At 71.8% G+C, this 17124-nt stretch carries 19 protein-coding genes and 1 riboswitch; of the genes, 10 read left to right on the forward strand and 9 right to left on the reverse strand.

From position 1 onward, the window contains the following. The 4 genes from ABD844_RS12340 to ABD844_RS12355 form a co-directional block, all read right to left on the reverse strand. Window positions 1–1215, reverse strand: a 1215-nt coding sequence (locus ABD844_RS12340) for a magnesium chelatase ATPase subunit I (RefSeq protein WP_344876322.1), incomplete at its 3' end; no start/stop codon positions are given. A gap of 6 nt (window positions 1216–1221) precedes the next feature. Continuing rightward, window positions 1222–1767 (reverse strand): histidine phosphatase family protein, encoded by a 546-nt coding sequence (locus tag ABD844_RS12345; RefSeq protein ID WP_344876192.1) that lies wholly within the window; start codon window positions 1765–1767, stop codon window positions 1222–1224. A gap of 5 nt (window positions 1768–1772) precedes the next feature. Then, window positions 1773–2516, reverse strand: coding sequence for a CbtA family protein (locus ABD844_RS12350; protein ID WP_344876194.1), 744 nt, complete (start codon window positions 2514–2516; stop codon window positions 1773–1775). Between the two features lie 8 nt (window positions 2517–2524). Then, window positions 2525–2713, reverse strand: a complete 189-nt coding sequence (locus ABD844_RS12355; RefSeq protein ID WP_344876196.1) for a CbtB domain-containing protein — start codon at window positions 2711–2713, stop codon at window positions 2525–2527. A gap of 202 nt (window positions 2714–2915) precedes the next feature. Beyond that, window positions 2916–3100, forward strand: a riboswitch (cobalamin riboswitch). 152 nt (window positions 3101–3252) lie between these two features. On the opposite strand from ABD844_RS12355, the gene ABD844_RS12360 reads away from it, so the two are divergent. From ABD844_RS12360 to ABD844_RS12385, 6 genes are all read left to right on the forward strand, one after another. Next, window positions 3253–4242: an ABC transporter substrate-binding protein gene (locus ABD844_RS12360; protein ID WP_344876198.1), complete on the forward strand. Its 990-nt coding sequence runs from the start codon at window positions 3253–3255 to the stop codon at window positions 4240–4242. Beyond that, a complete protein-coding gene (locus ABD844_RS12365) occupies window positions 4242–5291 on the forward strand; it encodes a FecCD family ABC transporter permease (RefSeq protein WP_425568549.1) in 1050 nt (349 codons plus the stop codon). The genes ABD844_RS12360 and ABD844_RS12365 overlap by 1 nt, the downstream gene beginning before the upstream one ends. Continuing rightward, window positions 5288–6082 (forward strand): ABC transporter ATP-binding protein, encoded by a 795-nt coding sequence (locus tag ABD844_RS12370; RefSeq protein ID WP_344876324.1) that lies wholly within the window; start codon window positions 5288–5290, stop codon window positions 6080–6082. Before ABD844_RS12365 ends, ABD844_RS12370 begins: the two co-directional genes overlap by 4 nt. Before the next feature lie 104 nt (window positions 6083–6186). Then, entirely contained in the window at window positions 6187–6786 is a 600-nt protein-coding gene (locus ABD844_RS12375) for an RNA polymerase sigma factor (protein WP_344876202.1), read from the forward strand. Continuing rightward, window positions 6779–7639, forward strand: a complete 861-nt coding sequence (locus ABD844_RS12380) for a hypothetical protein (RefSeq protein ID WP_344876204.1) — start codon at window positions 6779–6781, stop codon at window positions 7637–7639. The genes ABD844_RS12375 and ABD844_RS12380 overlap by 8 nt, the downstream gene beginning before the upstream one ends. Window positions 7640–7812: 173 nt before the next feature. Further along, the gene (locus tag ABD844_RS12385) at window positions 7813–8175 is read left to right on the forward strand and encodes a nuclear transport factor 2 family protein (RefSeq protein WP_344876206.1); all 363 of its coding nucleotides are present in this window, start codon (window positions 7813–7815) and stop codon (window positions 8173–8175) included. Between the two features lie 99 nt (window positions 8176–8274). On the opposite strand, the gene ABD844_RS12390 is transcribed toward ABD844_RS12385, so the two are convergent. The 3 genes from ABD844_RS12390 to ABD844_RS12400 form a co-directional block, all read right to left on the reverse strand. Further along, window positions 8275–9240: a hypothetical protein gene (locus tag ABD844_RS12390; RefSeq protein ID WP_344876208.1), complete on the reverse strand. Its 966-nt coding sequence runs from the start codon at window positions 9238–9240 to the stop codon at window positions 8275–8277. A 32-nt stretch (window positions 9241–9272) separates the two neighbouring features. Continuing rightward, window positions 9273–9821, reverse strand: coding sequence for an RNA polymerase sigma factor (locus ABD844_RS12395; RefSeq protein WP_344876210.1), 549 nt, complete (start codon window positions 9819–9821; stop codon window positions 9273–9275). A 101-nt stretch (window positions 9822–9922) separates the two neighbouring features. Beyond that, window positions 9923–11515 (reverse strand): N-acyl-D-amino-acid deacylase family protein, encoded by a 1593-nt coding sequence (locus tag ABD844_RS12400; RefSeq protein ID WP_344876212.1) that lies wholly within the window; start codon window positions 11513–11515, stop codon window positions 9923–9925. Between the two features lie 75 nt (window positions 11516–11590). On the opposite strand from ABD844_RS12400, the gene ABD844_RS12405 reads away from it, so the two are divergent. Genes ABD844_RS12405 through ABD844_RS12415 form a run of 3 tightly spaced genes read left to right on the forward strand, consistent with a single transcriptional unit; the run spans window position 11591 to window position 13121 of the window. Then, on the forward strand, window positions 11591–12142 hold the full coding sequence (locus ABD844_RS12405) for a MarR family winged helix-turn-helix transcriptional regulator (RefSeq protein ID WP_344876214.1): 552 nt from the start codon (window positions 11591–11593) through the stop codon (window positions 12140–12142). Then, window positions 12139–12522: a hypothetical protein gene (locus ABD844_RS12410; protein WP_344876216.1), complete on the forward strand. Its 384-nt coding sequence runs from the start codon at window positions 12139–12141 to the stop codon at window positions 12520–12522. The genes ABD844_RS12405 and ABD844_RS12410 overlap by 4 nt, the downstream gene beginning before the upstream one ends. Window positions 12523–12572: 50 nt before the next feature. Further along, window positions 12573–13121 carry a DinB family protein gene (locus ABD844_RS12415; RefSeq protein ID WP_344876218.1) on the forward strand — a complete coding sequence of 183 codons (549 nt, stop codon included), beginning with the start codon at window positions 12573–12575 and terminating at the stop codon, window positions 13119–13121. Between the two features lie 113 nt (window positions 13122–13234). Here ABD844_RS12415 and ABD844_RS12420 read toward each other — a convergent pair whose 3' ends face one another. Both ABD844_RS12420 and ABD844_RS12425 read right to left on the reverse strand, forming a co-directional pair. Next, a complete protein-coding gene (locus ABD844_RS12420) occupies window positions 13235–14062 on the reverse strand; it encodes an alpha/beta fold hydrolase (RefSeq protein WP_344876220.1) in 828 nt (275 codons plus the stop codon). Further along, entirely contained in the window at window positions 14037–14525 is a 489-nt protein-coding gene (locus tag ABD844_RS12425; protein ID WP_344876222.1) for a hypothetical protein, read from the reverse strand. The genes ABD844_RS12420 and ABD844_RS12425 overlap by 26 nt, the downstream gene beginning before the upstream one ends. A gap of 359 nt (window positions 14526–14884) precedes the next feature. On the opposite strand from ABD844_RS12425, the gene ABD844_RS12430 reads away from it, so the two are divergent. Next, window positions 14885–17124 (forward strand): CHAP domain-containing protein (locus tag ABD844_RS12430; RefSeq protein ID WP_344876224.1); only part of this gene is annotated, 2240 nt, incomplete at its 3' end.

The following is a 17124-nucleotide window of genomic DNA, read 5'->3' on the forward strand; positions in this document are numbered from 1 at the left end:
CACGCCGTCTCCGTCGCCGTCGTCGCCGGAGCCGGAGCCAGAGCCGGGGCCGTCGCGACGGAAACCGCCGGCCCCGCCGTCAGGGCCGCCGCCGTCAGGGCCGCCGCCGTCAGGGCCGCCGCCGTCAGGGCCGCCACCGTCAGAGTCGTCATCGTCGGGCCCGCCGTTCGGGCGGTCGTCCTCGGGGTCGTGCTGGTCGTCGTCCCCCGCCGTACGCTCCAGCAGCTCCTCGAGCAGCCTCTCGTCCAGCCCCGGCGCGTCGAACGGGTCGCGCCGCCTGCGATGGGGCAACGACAGCCGGGCCGCGGCGCGTACGTCCTCGGTGGTCACCACGTCGCGCCCCTGCCAGGCGGCGTGCGCGATGGCCGCGTTCGCCGTCACCAGGTCGGCGCGCAGGCCGTCCACCTCGAAGGCCGCGCAGACGGTCGCGATCTGCCGCAGCCGCGCGTCCGGCAACCGCACGCCGGGCACCCTGGAGCGGGCGGCGGCGATCCGGGCCGCCAGCGCCGACTCCTCCCGCGCCCAGCGGGCCGCGAACGCCGCGGCGTCCGACTCGAAGGCCAGCCGCCGCCGCACCACCTCGGTCCGTTCGCCGGGATCTCGGGACGCCCTGACCTCGACCGTCAGCCCGAACCTGTCCAGGAGCTGCGGGCGCAGTTCGCCCTCCTCCGGGTTCATGGTGCCGACCAGCAGGAAGCGGGCGGCGTGGCGTACCGACACCGACTCGCGTTCGACGTAGCAGGTGCCCAGGGCGGCCGCGTCGAGCAGGAGGTCCACGAGGTGGTCGTGCAGCAGGTTCACCTCGTCGACGTACAGGACGCCGCGGTGGGCGGCGGCCAGCAGGCCCGGTTCGAACGCCTTCACGCCTTCCGTCAGCGCTCGTTCCACGTCGAGCGAGCCGACCAGCCGATCCTCCGACGCGCCGACGGGCAGCTCGACCAGGGCGGCCGGCCGTTCCATGCCCGGGACACCGGGTTCGTGCGGCCCGTCCGGGCACCCCAGGTCGGACGCGGCGGGGTCGCAGGCGAACCGGCAGCCGGGCACCACGGCGACCGCGGGCAACTGGGCCGCCAGCGCGCGTACGATCGTGGACTTCGCCGTGCCCTTCTCCCCGCGTACGAGCACCCCGCCCACCCGGGGCGAGACCGCGTTCAGCACCAGCGCCAGCTTCAGGTCGTCGAGGCCGACGACGGCGCTGAACGGATACGTGACGATCAAAACTCAGACCTTCCGGTTGACGTGAGCCACCCGCCAGCCGGTCAGCCCGGTGGTGGACAGTTCGGTGGTGGACAGGGGAGCCAGGTCGAAGCGGGCGGTGGTCAGCGGGCCGACTCCCAGCGCGTGGGCGAGCGCCGCCCTGATGGCGCCCGCGTCGCAGACGGCGACGCGCTCGGGCTCGTCACGCGTCGCGTCGAGCCAGCCCGCCACCCTGGCGGCGAGCGCGGCCAGGGACTCGCCGCCGTGCGGGGCGGCGTGCGGGTCGGCCAGCCAGCTCGCCAGCGCCTCCGGCTCCTCCAGCGCGACCCGCTCGTACGGCAGGCCGCGCCACCGCCCGCAGTCCGCCTCCGCCAGGGCGGGGGTCTCGCGTGCCGTCAGGCCCATGGCGGCGGCGGTCTGCCGGGCGGCCCTGGTGGGAGCGACCCAGGCCGCCCCCGCGGCGGGCCGCAACGCGGCGGCCCTGGTCAGACCGGCCGCGTCGGCGTCCTCGTCGACGGGAAAGAACGCGGCCCGCATCCCCGGCGTCGTGGCGTGCCGGACGAACAGCATCTCGCTCAGCTCGGCGCCGCCACTCGCGCCGGAGCCGCCGTACGCCGCGCCGCCCGGTCGCTCACCCAGCCGAACAGCACGCCGAACGCCGTCCAGAACACGAGCTGCGTGCCGATCGAGGCGAGCCTGAACTCCCACAGCAGCGTCGCGGGGAACCCGTCGGGCACCTCGTCGACCGGCGGCAGCAGCCACCACGCGGCGACCACGGGCACGAGGAAGGCCGCCACCGCCGCCAGCCCGCGCGCCCAGGGATCCCCGGTGACCCGGCGGGCCGTGGCCACGGCGACCGCCGTCGCCGCCAGCCCGACGAGGATCAGCACCAGGTAGAGCAGCGTGCGGCTGTTGATCGTCGCGGGATCGCCCACGGCGGGCGGGTTGGCGGGATACTTCACGAAGGGCACGAGGATGACCGCGGCGAACGCCGTACCGGCGGCGGCCAGCGCCAGCCGCCCGTCCGAACGCGGCCCCACCCGCCCCCGCAGCCCCGCGAAGACGAGGGCGAACACGCCGCCCACCGCGAGCCCGTAGAGCCCGGTGGCCAGGAAGAGCCCGGCCTTCTGCACCGGCCTGCTGACCTCGGCCTCCTCGCCGTGGCTGTGCGCGGCCTGCTCGGCGGCGGGCGCCGCCGCCTCTTCGAGGGCGATCGCGTGGTCCACGCGAGGCTCCCCGAAGACGAAGGCGAAGCCGCCCGCGATCAGTCCGGCCAGCAGTCCCACGAGCAGACCTCTGGCCAGGAGAGTGCGTACCACCCCGCCCCCTAGTGGCAGGGCACGCCGAGCAGGTGCCGCCCGTCGTGCATCAGCTCGTGCAGGAAGGTGCCCGTCTGGGAGACGGCGCCGTTGTCCATCAGGACCAGGTACGCCACGAGCAGCAGCACCGGTACGGCGAGCAGCCAGGGCCGCAGGCGCGGAAAGGGAATCGTGGACGGGCTGGACAACCCGCTCATGTGAGCCTCCTCAGGGTGACGCGTCCCATGTCGCGAGGTCACGGTCGCCAAGCGACCTGGCTCCCGGGATCAACGTCCCGGATACAGTGGCGCGTCCGCACCGGCATCTCACCGGATTTCCCTTGGACAACCGTGAAATCTACCGGAACGTATCCTTTCCTCCCGTTCGCGTCAACGGACCCCCGGTGACACCTGGAGCGGACTCTCATATGAGACGATGCCGAACGAAGGCGACGGCGGACTGAGGAAGCCGGTGTGAATCCGGCGCGGTCCCGCCACTGTGATCGGTGAGCGAGCCCCGACAGAAGGCCACTGCCCATGGGCGGGAAGGCCGGGGCGAGCGTCGACCCGAGAGCCAGGAGACTCACGCGGTCGCCTCCTCGTGGAAATTGGGGCGGATCTCCCCAAGAGAGGACGGTGGTCGGCATGCCGCGCGCTCGGCGTGACGCCTTTCCCGCTGCCCACGGCCCCGGCTCATCCGGGGCAGGGCGTTCTCCGGCGATCCCGCTCCGTCATGCCGGTCAGGAAGGGTACCGCCCATGACGAGCCGACGCTCGCTCCCGCTCGCACTGCTGTTGATCTTCGGGCTGGTCGCCGGGTGCGGCGGTGCCCAGCCCGGCGCCTCCCCGCCCCCGGCCACCCCGTCGACCGGTACGGGCTTCCCCGTCACCGTGACCAACTGCGGCGTCACCACCACCTACCGGCAGGCGCCGCGGCGCGCGGTCACGATGAACCAGCACGTGACCGAGATCATGCTGGCGCTCGGGCTGGAGAGGTCGATGGCCGGCACCGCGTACCTCGACGACCGCATCCCGCCCCGGTACGAGGCCGCCTACCGCAGCATCAAGGTGCTCGCCGAGGAGTACCCGTCGTACGAGGCGCTGCTGTCGGCCGAGCCCGACTTCGTCTACGGCGGCTTCACCAGCGCCTTCGACGACCAGGAAGGACGCAGCCGCAGGACGCTGGCCGAGGCCGGGATCGACTCGTACCTCAGCCTGGAGGCGTGCCCGTCCGGCCCGGTGACCATGGACCTCCTGGAGGAGGAGATCCGCACGATCGGCCGGGTTTTCGGCGTGCCCGAGCGCGCCGAGCAGCGCGTCGCCGAGCTGCGCGGGGTGCTGGAGGGCGTGCGGGCGAAGCTCGGCGGGGTCGAGCCGGTCAAGGTGTTCGTCTACGACAGCGGCGACAAGACCGCCTTCACCGCGGGCGGCGCGGGCATCGGGAACGACCTGATCAGCCGGGCCGGTGGCGTGAACCTCTTCGCCGACCTGGCCAAGGCGTTCGGTGACGTGTCGTTCGAGCAGGTCGCCGAACGCGCGCCCGACGTGATCGTCATCTACGACTACGGTGACCAGACGGTGGCGGACAAGAAGAGGTTCCTGCTGGCCAACCCGGCGCTCAAGGACGTGCCGGCCGTCAAGGAGCAGCGGTTCGCGGTGCTGCCGCTGTCGTCCACGGTGCTCGGCGTACGCGCGCCGGAGGCGGTCGAGTCGTTGGCCCGCCAGCTTCACCCGGACCACTTCGCGTGATCGGCACGGCGGTGCCGCGGGCCCGTGCGCGCCTGTCGTACTGGCTGGTCCTGGCCCTGCTCGCGGCGGTGGTCGGCGCCGCGGCCACGGCCGGGATCGCGGCCGGGTCGGTCGCGCTGGCCGCCGGTGACGTGTGGGGCATCGTGCTGCACCGGCTCGCGCCCGCGCTCGTCGAGCCCACCTGGCCGCCGGTCAGGGAGACGATCGTGATGGACGTACGGGTGCCGCGCGTGCTGCTGTGCGGCGTCGTCGGGGCGGGACTGTCGGTGTGCGGGATGGCGCTCCAGGCGCTGGTGCGCAACCCGCTGGCCGACCCGATGCTGCTGGGCGTCTCCTCGGGGGCGACCGTGGGCGCGGTGCTCGTCCTGGTGCTGAACGTCTCGCTGCTGGGGGCGTTCTCGTTGCCGCTGGCCGCGTTCGCCGGGGCGCTGGGCGCGCTGACGCTGGTGTACTTCCTGGCCCGCTCCGGCGGGCGGATGACCACCGTACGGCTCGTCCTGGCGGGGGTGGCGACCGCCGAGGTGCTCTCCGCGGTCGCCAGCTACCTCGTCATCACCTCGGGCGACCCGCGCAAGACCGAGTCGGCGCTGCGCTGGATGCTGGGCGGCTTCGGCGGCACCACCTGGGACCTGGTGCCGATCCCCGCGGCGGCCGTACTGCTCGGCACGGTGGCGCTGCTCGGCGTGTCACGCCCGCTGAACCTGCTCCTGGCGGGCGAGGAGGCCGCCGCCTCGATGGGGCTGAACGTGCACCGCTTCCGCGGCTGGCTGTTCGTCCTCGTCGCGCTGGTGGTCGGGGCGGTCGTCGCGGTCAGCGGCGCCATCGGGTTCGTCGGGCTGATGCTCCCGCACGTCGTCCGCCTGCTGGTCGGCGCCGAGCACCAGCGTGCTCTCCCGGCCGCGGCGCTGCTGGGCGCGGCCTTCATGATCGCCGCCGATCTGGCGGCCAGGACGCTCATCGCTCCGCAGGAGATCCCGATCGGCATCCTGACGGCGCTCGCGGGCGGACCGTTCTTCCTGTGGCTGATGAGACGGAGGGCGGCCCGATGACCCCGGGCGCGCTGCGCGTCGAGAACGTGGGCGTGGCCGTCGCCGGTCGGGCCCTGGTGCGTGACGCCTGCCTGGACGTGGCGCCCGGCGAGGTGGTCTCGCTGGTCGGACCGAACGGGGCGGGCAAGTCCACCCTGTTACGCACCCTCTACCACGCCCGGCGGCCCACGTCGGGGCGGGTGCTGCTGGACGGCGAGGACGTCTGGCGGATGAGCGGCCGACGGCTCGCCCGGCGGCTGGCCGCCGTCCTCCAGGAGTCGCCGGGGGAGTTCGAGCTGACCGTGTACGAGGTCGTGGCCATGGGACGCAGCCCGTACAAGCGGGCCTTCCAGGGCGACGACACCGACGACCGGCAGATCATCCTGGACGCCCTGGCCGCGCTCGACGTCACAGGGCTGGCGCGGGCGCCGTTCGACCGGTTGTCGGGAGGGGAGAAGCAGCGGGTCCTGATCGCCCGCGCCCTGACCCAGCGGACCGGGACCATCGTGCTCGACGAGCCGACCAACCACCTCGACCTGCGCCACCAGCTCGACGTGCTGCGGCTGGTGCGCGGCCTGGGCCTGACCGCCGTGCTCGCGCTGCACGACCTCAACCTGGCCGCCGCCTTCTGCGACCGGATCTGCGTCATGAACGCCGGCCGCATCGTCGCCGACGGCCCGCCCGCCCGCGTTCTCACGCCCGCGCTGCTGGCCGAGGTCTACCAGGTGGAGGCCGACGTGACCGCCCATCCCCGTACGGGCCTGCCGCAGATCACCGTGCTGCCCGGCATCGACGGGAGAGCCACGCCATGACCCCGCGTCGGCCATAGTGCGACCCCTGCCACGGGGAGTCGGGAACTGTTAGCCGCCGACTTGGCAACAACTGCTGTCCTGACTTATCGCCGAAAGGCCACAACATGCGCGAAACCCACCGAGCGGAGGACGATGACGCCGCTCATCTCGAACGCTCCCGGCGCGAACCGGAAGCCTTCGCCGAGGTCTTTCGCAGGTACGCCGCCGATCTCACCCGTTACGTCGCCAGAAGGCTCGGGCCGGACGCCGCCGACGACGTGGTGATGGAGACGTTCCTCACGGCGTTCCGGCAGCGCGGTCGCTACGACCTGTCCCGTCCGAACGCCCGCCCCTGGCTGTACGGCATCGCCACCAACCTCATCGGCCGCCACGTGCGTACGGAGGTGCACCAGTTACGCGTGCTCGAACGGACCGGCGCCGACCCGGTCACGGCCCCCTTCACCGACCACAGCGACGACCGGGTGAGCGCCGAGTCCACCCGCCGCCGCCTGGCCGGGGCGCTGGCGACGCTGCCCAAGGGGCACCGTGACGCGCTGCTCCTGGTCGCCTGGGCCGGTCTCACGTATCCGGAGATCGCGGAGGCGCTGGACGTACGCCTCGGAACCGTGCGTTCGCGCATCAACCGGGCCCGAGAAAGGCTGCGCAAAGAACTCGGAGGAGTCAATCCCATGGCCGTCATCAGCGAGGAGCCCGTCCATGAATGAGATGACCGAGCTCGAACACTTCCGCTCCGCAGTGCCCTCGCCCACTCCCGACGCCCTGACCGCCCAGGAAACCCGGCTCCTGAACGCGCTGGCCACCGTCCCCGCTCCCCGGCCCAGATCTCGAGGCCGCTTCGTGTTCGCCGGTCTGGTCGCCACCGCCGCGCTCGCCGCCGCGGTCGTCCTGGGGCCGATGCTGGTCGGTCAGGACTCCGGCCCCACCGCCTACGCCAACTCCGCCATCGACATCGAACTGCGTGGCGACGAGTACGTCGCCACGATCAAGGACCCGTTCGCGGACCACGCGCTCTACACGGAGGCGTTCCAGGCGATGGGCCTGAACGTGGCCCTGGACCTGCGGCCCGCCTCCCCGACGAAGGTCGGCCAGATCTTCCGGCTCGGCTTCGACGGCACGACCAGGGAGGACCGCATCGGCGGCGGCCTGGAGCCGGAAGGCTGCACTCCCGGGCGGCCCGGCTGCGCCCTCACGGTCACCGTCTCCAAGGGTTTCAGCGGCAAGGGCGTGATCTACCTGGGCCGCCAGGCCAAACCGGGGGAGGCGTACCAGAACAACGCGGACGCCAGAAGGAAGGGCGAGTCTCTGGAGGGCTACGACCCGAACGGGCGCACGGTCGCCGAGGTCCTGGCCGAGACGAGCAGGCGCGGGCTCGAGGTGACGTTCCAGATCATCGAGCCCTCCCCCGACGGGAACGGCTTCTCGGCGAGCCCTCAGGCGCAGTCCGCCAAGGTGGGCGACCACTGGATCGTCTGGGCGGCCGAGCCCTCCCGGCAGGGTGCGGTACGTCTGCTGGTGTCGGAGAAGCGGGTGGCGAAGAACCCCGTCTACGGAGACTGACCGCCCGCACGCGGCCGCTCGCTCTCCCGTGGGTTCGTGCGGCGTATCTCAACGCGGACCAGCACTCTCAGAAGGAGGGCAGCCGATGGTCAACCATGATCCACAGTCGTGGATCATGGTTGTCGGCATCGTCCCCCGAGCAGCGGGACCCGCCACGTGAGGAGTGATCGGTCATGGCCGACCAGGCAGCACAGCGCGTTTTCCAGGCGGTCGACACGTTCGAGCCGGCCGAGTTCGTACGGCTGCTGGCCGAGGACGCCAGGATGGTGTTCGGCAACGCCGAGCCCCTGGTGGGACACGAGGCCATCACCGCCGGGCTGCGGGCGTTCTACGCCACCATCGCCGGGCTCCGGCACCGGATCGTCAGGAGCTGGCAGGTCGAGGCCGACACCGTGGCCGAGACCGAAGTGACCTACCAGCGCCTCGACGGCAAGGACGCGAGCGTCGTGGCCGTGTCCATCTGGCAGACGGGCGAGGACGGGTTGATCACGGACTACCGCATCTTCGTCGACCTGGCGCCCGTCTACGCGGCGTAGGGCCACCTCGCCGGGCGGCCACGGCCATCGCCCTTGCCCGCCCGCGTCCTTCCTACCTTCGGAGTCCCTCCTACCGGACGGCAGCCTGTGAGGGGCCGCTCAGTCCTTGATGATCGCGTCGCGGGGGCCGCCGTAGACGGGGTTCTTGTCCAGACGCTGCTCTGTCACGAGCAGTTGGATCACGCCCTTGGCATTCTCCTGCGCCTCCCAGACGACCCAGTGGTCGCCGACGGGCTCCTCCTGTGTGTGGTCGATGCCGTACCCGCCGGGGTTCCCCGGCGGGACGTTGATGACCGCGAAGATCACCTTCTTGTCACGGCGTCTCAGCTCGGGCAGCACCTCGCCGACGGTCTTCTCGTCCACGCGCAACCCCTCCAGCGAGCCGCCCTTGAAGGTCGCGGCGCGGAACTCCGGCTCGTACTTGACCGGCGGGGGTTCCGGCACCGGCTCGCAGGGCGCGATCGGGCCCTCCATCAGATACGTGGTGGTCGTTCCGTTCTTGCCGCTGATGGACCAGACGAACGTCTGGTCCGGGCCGAACAGCGTGGTGTTGATGCGCATCTGCCAGCCCTCGGACTCGCCGGGGATGTTCTCCGGCACGCTGTACAGACCGCGGGGGATGTTCTCCACGAGCTTCCCGCGCGGCTCCCGGCACATCATGCCCTCGGGGACGTGGTCCACCATCGCGGGCACGTTCAACTCCCGCAGCCGCTTCTCCAGCCCTTCGGCGTCGTCGAAGTCGCGGATCTGGATCGTCACCATCCCGTCGTCCAGGTTGACGGCATACGAGCTGGGCACCCCGTCCTGCAACACGATGGGGACGGCCACGATGCCCGCGGCGAGCGCGACCGCGGTCGCCATCCCGAACGCCAGCCGCCCGCGCGTGTACCGGCGGCGGGGCCCCGGCACCGTGGTGGCCGTCGGGGCAGGGTCCTGCGCGGTGATCTCGGCCAGCAGCGCCCGTGCCCCCGCGCCGGACGGCTCACCTCCGCGACCGCCGGGTTCGACCCGGGCCAGCGGCCTGATCGCGTCGATCTCGTCGTCGTTCTTCGCGGTGCTTCTCACAGTGCTTCTCACAGTGCTCCTCACGGCCTTCCTCACAGTGGCCTCTCCGCCGGGACCAGTCGGCTCTCCGCGTGGCCGTGTACGCCCGCCGCGGCGAGCGCACGGGACAGGCGCCTGCGGGCGCGGTGCAGCCTGATGCGTACGGCGTTGCGGGACAGTCCCAGCGCCTTGGCGATCTCCTCGCGCTCCAGGCCCTCCCAGGCGACCAGGGACAGCAGCTCCCGGTCGTCGTCGGGCAGGCTCCTGAACGCCCGGCCGATCGCGTCCAGCTCGACCTCGGTGTCCGGGGAGTGCCCGTACAGGTCGGCCAGTTCGGCGTCCAGCTCGGCCGTGCGCGCCCGGCGCCGGTTGTCGCCACGGAAGTGGTTGGCCAGGACCTTGCGCGCCACGCCGTACAGCCAGAGCGTGGCCTCGGCACCCTCGGGCAGCTCGTCCACCCGGCGCCAGGCGACGGTGAAGGTCTCGGCCACCACGTCGGCGGCGTCCTGCGGCGAGTCGCAGCGGCGCGCGGCGTAGGCCGTGATCTGGCCGTAGGCCAGGGTGTAGGCGGCCTCGAACTTGGCCAGCCGTTCGTCATCCACGGGCGCTTCCCATGGTGAGTCTCCTCATCGGCTCAATTACTCGGACACCTACGCCTATGTGCGCACATCGCCCGTCATTTCGAGAGACGGCGGGAGCAGGCTCACCCGGCGGCGGACGCGGCCGTCCGGACGCGTCGAAGAACCCGCCCAGGACGCTGCCCGGTGACGACGGAGTCGCGGACGACCGGGCGGCCGTTGACCACCACGTGCCGCACGCCCGTCGCATAGGAGAGGGGAGCGGCGTAGGTCGCGGTGTCGGCGACCCTCTCCGGGTCGAAGACGGCCAGGTCGGCGCGGGCGGACTCGGTGAGGACGCCACGGTCGGCGAGGCCCAGCCGGGCGGCGGGCAGCGCGGTCATCTTCCGCACCACCTCCGGGAGCCGGAGCAGCCCGCGATCGCGGCTGAGGGCCAGCGCGCGGGCGAAGGCGCCGAAGTTGCGCGGGTGGTGATATCCGCCGACGGACACGTCCAACGTCCAGCCGTCGCTGACCACCGCGCTGGTGGGATGGCAGAGCACTGTGTCGACGTCGTCCTGGGCCATGGCGTGGTTCACGATCACCACATCGGCCCGATGCGCCTCCAGCACGGCGAGCACCGCCTCCGCCGGGTCGATGCCCTCGGCGTCGGCGAGGCGCTGGAGGGTCTCGCCGGTCCAGCGGCTGTAGCGGCCCTCGGGCATCGTGGCCAGCACGGTCGCTTCGGGGCGGAAGGTGCGTCCGGCGCGGGCGCGCAGGTCGGCGGCGATCGCCTGCCGGGCCTGCGGGTCGCGCAGGCGGCCGAGGAGGGCCTGCGGGCCGCCGTCCATCGCCCAGTCCGGCAGCCGCGCGGTCAGCCAGGTGGAGGAGGCGGTGTACGGATAGACGTCGCAGGCCACGTCGAGCCCTTCGGCGCGGGCGGCGTCGATCAGCCGCAGCGCCTCGCGGACCTTGCCGTGGTTGGCCGGGGCCATCGCCTTGAGATGGGAGATCTGCAGGCGTACGCCGGTGCTCTCGGCCGTGTTCAGCGCCTCCTCGACCGCCTCGATCAGCCGGTCGCCCTCGTCGCGCATGTGGGTGCTGTAGAGGAGGCCGTGCTGCCGGGCCTCGGCGGCCAGGGCGGTGATCTCCCCGGCGTCGGCGAAGGACCCCGGAGCGTAGACGAGCCCCGTGGAGAGGCCGAAGACACCCTGATGGACGGCCTCGGCCAGCAGCCGCCGCATCCGCGCCACCTCCTCGCCGGTCGCCTTTCGCCGCTCGGCGCCGACCGCCGCACCGCGTAGCGCGCCGTGCCCGACCAGGGCGGCGATGTTGACCGCCGGGCCGGACGCCTCGACGGCCGCGGCGAAGGCGCCGAAGTCCGGCCACGGGCCGCTGGCGGAGGCCCCGCCGCCCTGGCTCCCGGGTGCGTCGGGGACGGTCGGGAAGGGCGAGATTCCGCAGTTGCCGGTGACCAGGGTGGTGACTCCCTGGCGCAGGCAGGACTCGGCGGCCGGGCTGTGGGTGATGCTGAGGTCGGCGTGCGAGTGGAGGTCGATGAACCCGGGCGCGACGGCCAGGCCGGCACAGTCCAGGACCTCCGCGGCGGTGGCGTCAGCGGTGGCGGGAAGGACTGCGGCGATCCGGCCGTCCAGGACGCCTACGTCGGCGTGCCGCCCTGGGCCGCCGGTGCCGTCGAGGACGAAGCCGCCGCGGAGGAGAAGATCAAAGGTGGGCACTGTGCTTCCTCTGCTGTTCGCTGTGTGGCGTTGGCTGGCAGGATCGGGAAGTATGTACTAATCTCCTTTCTTACTATGAAGGACGTACACATCTATGAACGCGACGAGGACGGGTTCCTCTACGACCCTCGGGTCAGGGCGGCGATGGCCCAGCTCGCGAATGGCGACCTGCTCGCCTTCGAGGCGGGCGCCGCCGTCCGCACCGCCTATCACGCCGTCGAGCGCATGCGTGCCCACGGCTCCGAGGGCAGGGGCGTCAGCGCGGGCGCTCTCGACGTGCTGATCCGGCTCAGTACGACCGACCAGGGCATCAGCATCGGCGACCTGGCCCGTGCCTGCGGGGTCAGTTCTCGCAACGTCACCGGGTTGGTGGACACCCTGGAGCGCGACGGGCTGGTCCGCCGCGTCCCCGATCCCCAGGACCGGCGGTCGGTCCTGGCCGAGATCACCTCCGACGGGCGGGAGTGGATCGCGGCATTCCGTAAGCCCTCGCAGCTCGCGATGCGGGCGATGTTCGCGGGCTTCACGCAGGAGGATCTGCTCGCCTTCCGTGACCTGTGCCTGCGGCTGGCCGCCAATCAGCACCGTCTCGCCGACCACCTTCGCCAGATCGGATCCCAGCCGTGACCACGACCGCGCAGGACCGGACGCGCCGCGCCGTACGCGGGTATCACGAGGCCCGCTTCCGTGGCGACGTGCCCGCTGCCGCGGCGCACCTCGGAGAGCCGTTCCGGTTCCAGAGCCCGTTCATCAGCTCCGAGGATCGCACGGGACATCTGGCCACGTTGCCGGGCTTCGTGTCGATCGTGACCGGGGTCGAGCTCATCAGCGAACTGTACGGCGAAGCCGAGGCGACGCTCGTTTACGACGTGCACACCGCCACACCGGTCGGCACGCAGCGCACCGCCGAACACTTCCGCCTGGACGGCGACAAGATCGTCTCGATCCTGCTGCTGTTCGACGCCTCACCCTGGCAGCCGATGACGGCCCAGATCCAGCCAGGGTGACCGGCGGGTAAATAGATTGATCATCCTGGCCCGGACACTAGGATCCGTACATGTCCGAACTGGCACGGTTGCGCTGGCAACTCGATGTGTCCTGGTCCCTGTTGTCCCTGCACCTGGACCAGGTGACCGACGAAGACGCCCTGTGGGAGCCCGCCGCGAACTGCTGGAACGTTCGCCGGCAGCCCGACGGGACGTGGGTGGCCGACTGGGCCGTGCCTGAGCCCGAGCCCATCCCGGCTCTCACGGTCGGCTGGGTGATGTGGCACATCGGCTTCTGGTGGAGCCACGCTCACACACACTGCTTCGGGGACCCCGAGGCGGCGGCCGTGGGGATCGACTGGTCGCAGGCCGCGTCGCTGACGCCGTGGCCCGGGGACGTCGCGTCGGCGGTCAAATGGCTGAACGAGTGCCGCGATCGGTGGAGTGGCGCGCTGGAGTCGCTGAGCCAGGAGGACCTGGACGCCACCGAACGCAGCCGCTGGTTCGCCGACGGATCGCTCTCCCTGGGCCACGTGCTCGCGTGGGCGAACATCGAGCTCATGAAGAACGCCGCCGAAATCGGCACCCTGCGCCACCTGCGTCGCGCGGACCAGGGCTGACGAGGGCTGACGAGGGCTGCCCTTCGCGGGTGGATGCGACGAACGTCCCGCCGGATGCCCCAAGCCCTGCGGCCAACCCTCGTCCATGACCCGGCCGGACGTTCCCCGACCGGTTATCGGGCGCGCAGGAAACCGGTGACGAGCGCGGAGACCGTCTCCGGTTGCTCGGCGAGCAGGTCGTGACTGCCGTCCAGTTCCTTGACCTCGACGGTGGGCGGCAGGTCGGCCAGGTCGCGGCGTACTCCTCGCCGGAACGCCGCCATCAGCTCCCCACCCGGCATGCCCGGCGGGTCCTGGGTCGGGATCACCACCAGCGTGCGGCAGGTCACCCGGCGCAGCAGCGGGATCGTGTCGCGGAACTCGGGCGTGTACCGGACGGCGTCGAGGACGTCCGCGCCGGGCCTGGCGTACGTCTGCCCGTCGCGCTCCGCGAGGGCCCGCCGGGGGAACATCGCCCGCACCTCCACGGGCAGGGGCTGCCCCATGGCCGCGGCCTGGGCGTCGAACGTGGCTTTGAGCTTCGCCAGCGCCTCGTCCCGCTGGACGGGGTCCATCCCCGGGTAGTTGGCCGGGTCGTTCTCGGCTGAGCGCAGCCCGTCGAGGTTGACGACGGCGGGGCACTCGGGATGGCGCAGCGCCCACTGGACGGCCAGCATGCCGCCGAGCGAGTGGCCGGCGATCGCCGGGTTGCCGAGGCCGAGGTGGCGCACCACGGCCTCGATGTCGTCCAGCACCCGCGCCCACTCCCAGGGGCCGTCGCCGGACAGGCCGTGGCCGCGCAGGTCCATCGCCACGGCGCGGTGGCCGTCGAGGCGCAGCGCGTCCCAGGCTTCCAGGGTGCCGCCGAGGCCGTGCAGGAGGAGTACGGGCTCGCCGTCGCCTCCGTGGTCGCGTACGGCGAGGGCGATCTCGTGGTCAGTGACGATCACGTCGTGTGGCATGAGGCTCCTGTGGTTGGTTCAGCCGTGCGTGGACGGAGGCCGTGGTCACCCCGCCGTCCTGATGGCGGTCGAGCTTGGCGCGTTTGACGAGGTCGTGGACTCCCTGCCGGGTGATGCCGAGCATGGCCCCCGCCGTGGCGAACGGCACCGCCTCCTTGCCGGGGTGGCCGGCGCGCCTGGCCACCGCCCTGCCGAAGGCCGTGCCCCACCACTCGTCGGGCGGATCGAACGGGCCGTCCCCGGGGAAGAGCGCCGCGACCAGCCGCGCCGCCATGTGGACGGCGAGCCGGTCGTCGGGCCCCAGGAGTTGTGCGGCCCACACCTCGGCCTCGATCCGCAGCCGCCGCCGGACGGGGGTCACCTCGTCGTCCGATCCGAGCAGGATCTCCAAGGGGTCGGCGATCCGGCGTTCCACGAGATCGACCAGCTCGCGGACCAGGGCGACGTGCTCGCGCGTACTCACTTGACGAACGATAGCAAGTACTTGCTGCTGTGTGTCAAGTAGTGAAGATGTCGTGATGGGGGTGGTGGTTCCGGGGTCTTGGGCGGGGGCTGACCGACGGCGTTGGGCACCTGAATTTTGGTAGATCTTTTCCCCGAATCGCCCACCATAGGACACATCGGACATGGCCTCTGACCTGGCGTTTTTACCTTCCAAAGGACTGTTGAACCCCTCTTGGGGTGCACTTGACCTGCGGAAACATCAGGCTACCCTCGCCCTATCACAGGTTTCCGGTTTATTCACATATGTCACCTGATTACCAATTTTGTCAGGATCTATGTGTATAAGTCCGGCCTTGTTCGGGAGGTCCCCTCACTTCCATGACGCCAGAGATTCAGAGGTTCCTCGAACTGCTCCAGAGCCAGGTCGGCTATGCCGACAAGGGCTCGTCTACCAAGTTCGGCGAATGGTACGGCAACAACGTCGAGTTCGACGCCGACTACAGCTCGGCCCCGTGGTGCGACATGTACCTCTCGTGGGCGGCGCACAAGCTCGGCTACCAGGAGTGGATCGGGCAGTTCGCGTGGACGGTGGACCACGCGAAGTGGTTCCGGCAACAGCATGCCTGGGGCAAGGCCCCGGAGCCCGGCGCGCTCGTCTTCTTCGACTGGAGCGACACCGGTCAGATCGACAACATCGACCACGTCGGCGTCGTGACGAAGGTGAAGGGCGACAAGATCTTCACCATCGAGGGCAACACCGGCGGCGGCGTCGTACAGCGCAGGGAACGTGACACGAGCAGCGTCGTCGGCTACGGCTACCCGGAGCTCGTCAAGTCCCGCCTGGACGAAACCCAGGCCAACATCCAGGCGGTCCAGGCGAGGTCCGGCACCCAGACGGACCAGGCAGGGCCCGGCACCCAGTCCGTCCAGGCGGGGTCCGAGAGCCGGCCCGTCCAGCCGGGGTCCGGCCCTCAGGAGCCCCAGCAGCAGGCCGACGACCTGCCCGGCGAAGCGCGGCCCGGCCAGGACACGTCCCGAGACCAGCCCGCCGACCAGACCTCTGACACCCACATGACCCAGGGACAACCCGGCCAACGCCCCTCCGACACGCGCTCCGACGCGTACACGACCGGCGAACAACCCGCCGACCGGGCACCCCGCCAGCCGTCCGGCGGCCGTACGGGCGAGGAACGCCAGCCCGGCGGTTCGCCCGGCGACGAGACCGTCCAGGGAACTCACGACCAGAACTCTCGGGCGACCGACGACCGCACGACCCAAACGGGCGACCGGCCCACCGCCGACCGCCCGGGTACGGACGCCGCAGACGGACCGCCCTCTCAAGGAGAGTCGGCCGACTCTCCGGGCTCGGACAGTGCGCGGGACGACTCCCACTCCACCGACGCACGCCCCACCCACGCACCGGCTCAGGCTTCGGACGCCCCGCCAAGCGCGCCCGCCCCAGCCCCGAGCACCGAAGACAACCTGCCCGCCACCGTCGCCCCGGCCCCAAGCTCCGGTGACGTCCCGTCCGCCACGGCCGTCCCGGTTCCGGGCTCCGCTGACGTCCCGTCTGCGGCTGTCCCGGCTCCGAGTTCCGGCGACGTTCCGTCTGCTACGGCGGTTCCGGCTCCGAGTTCCGCCGAGAGCCCGGCCGCCACCCCGTCGTCCGGCACATCGACCCCCACCTCCACACCCACCGCCACCCCGACGTCCGAAGCACCGACCGCCACCCCGACGTCCGAAGCACCGACCGCCACCCCGACGTCCGAAGCACCGACCACCACCCCGACATCCGAAGCGCCGACCACCACCCCGACCCCCACCGCTACCGAGAGCACCGGGACGCCGACCACCAGCCCCACACCCACAGAAACCCCGACGTCCGAAACACCGTCACCCACGGACACCTCTACGCCAACCCCTTCGGAGACGACGTCACCTACGGACACCGCTACGCCAACCCCTTCGGAGACGACGTCACCCACAGCCACCGCGAGCCCGACCTCCGAGACGCCCTCGGCCACGGCCACCGCATCGGTGCCGCAGACGTCGCCGGAGACCTCTGCCCCGGAGACCACAGCTCCGGAAACCACCGCCGCCTCGCCGACCGACACCGTCGCCGAGTCGGCCGAGCCGACGGAGGCGACCGAGTCGACCGAGCCCGCCGCCTCCCCCGAACCCGAGCCGACCGCCTCTCCGTCCGAGCCGGTGGCCACGTCCCAGGCCGAGCCGACGGCCGCCTCCACCCTCTCCTCGGTCGAGGAGGAGGCCGGGACGGCGGCGAAGGTGTCCGACACCACGTCCGCGACCGCCTTCCCCACACAGCTCCAAGCCTCGGTTTCCGGCCCGCTGCCGAGCATGTCCACCCCGACGTTGATCACCACGGCGGTGGTGGCCGTGCTGGCCCTGTTCGCGGTGTTCGCCGTGCTCAAGACCCGCGCGGGCGCTCGCTCGGCCGCCACCGCGTCCTCCTCGCTGAGCCCGTCCACCCCGGCCCCGGCCCCGGCCCCGGCCCCGGCCCCGGCCCCGGCCCCGGCCCCGGCCCCGGCCCCGGCCCCGGCTCCACGAGACGGGGTCACCGAGCCCGACGAGGGCTCGACGTGGCGGCGGGAGCTGCT

The organism is Nonomuraea antimicrobica (assembly GCF_039536965.1).
GTDB lineage: Bacteria > Actinomycetota > Actinomycetes > Streptosporangiales > Streptosporangiaceae > Nonomuraea > Nonomuraea antimicrobica.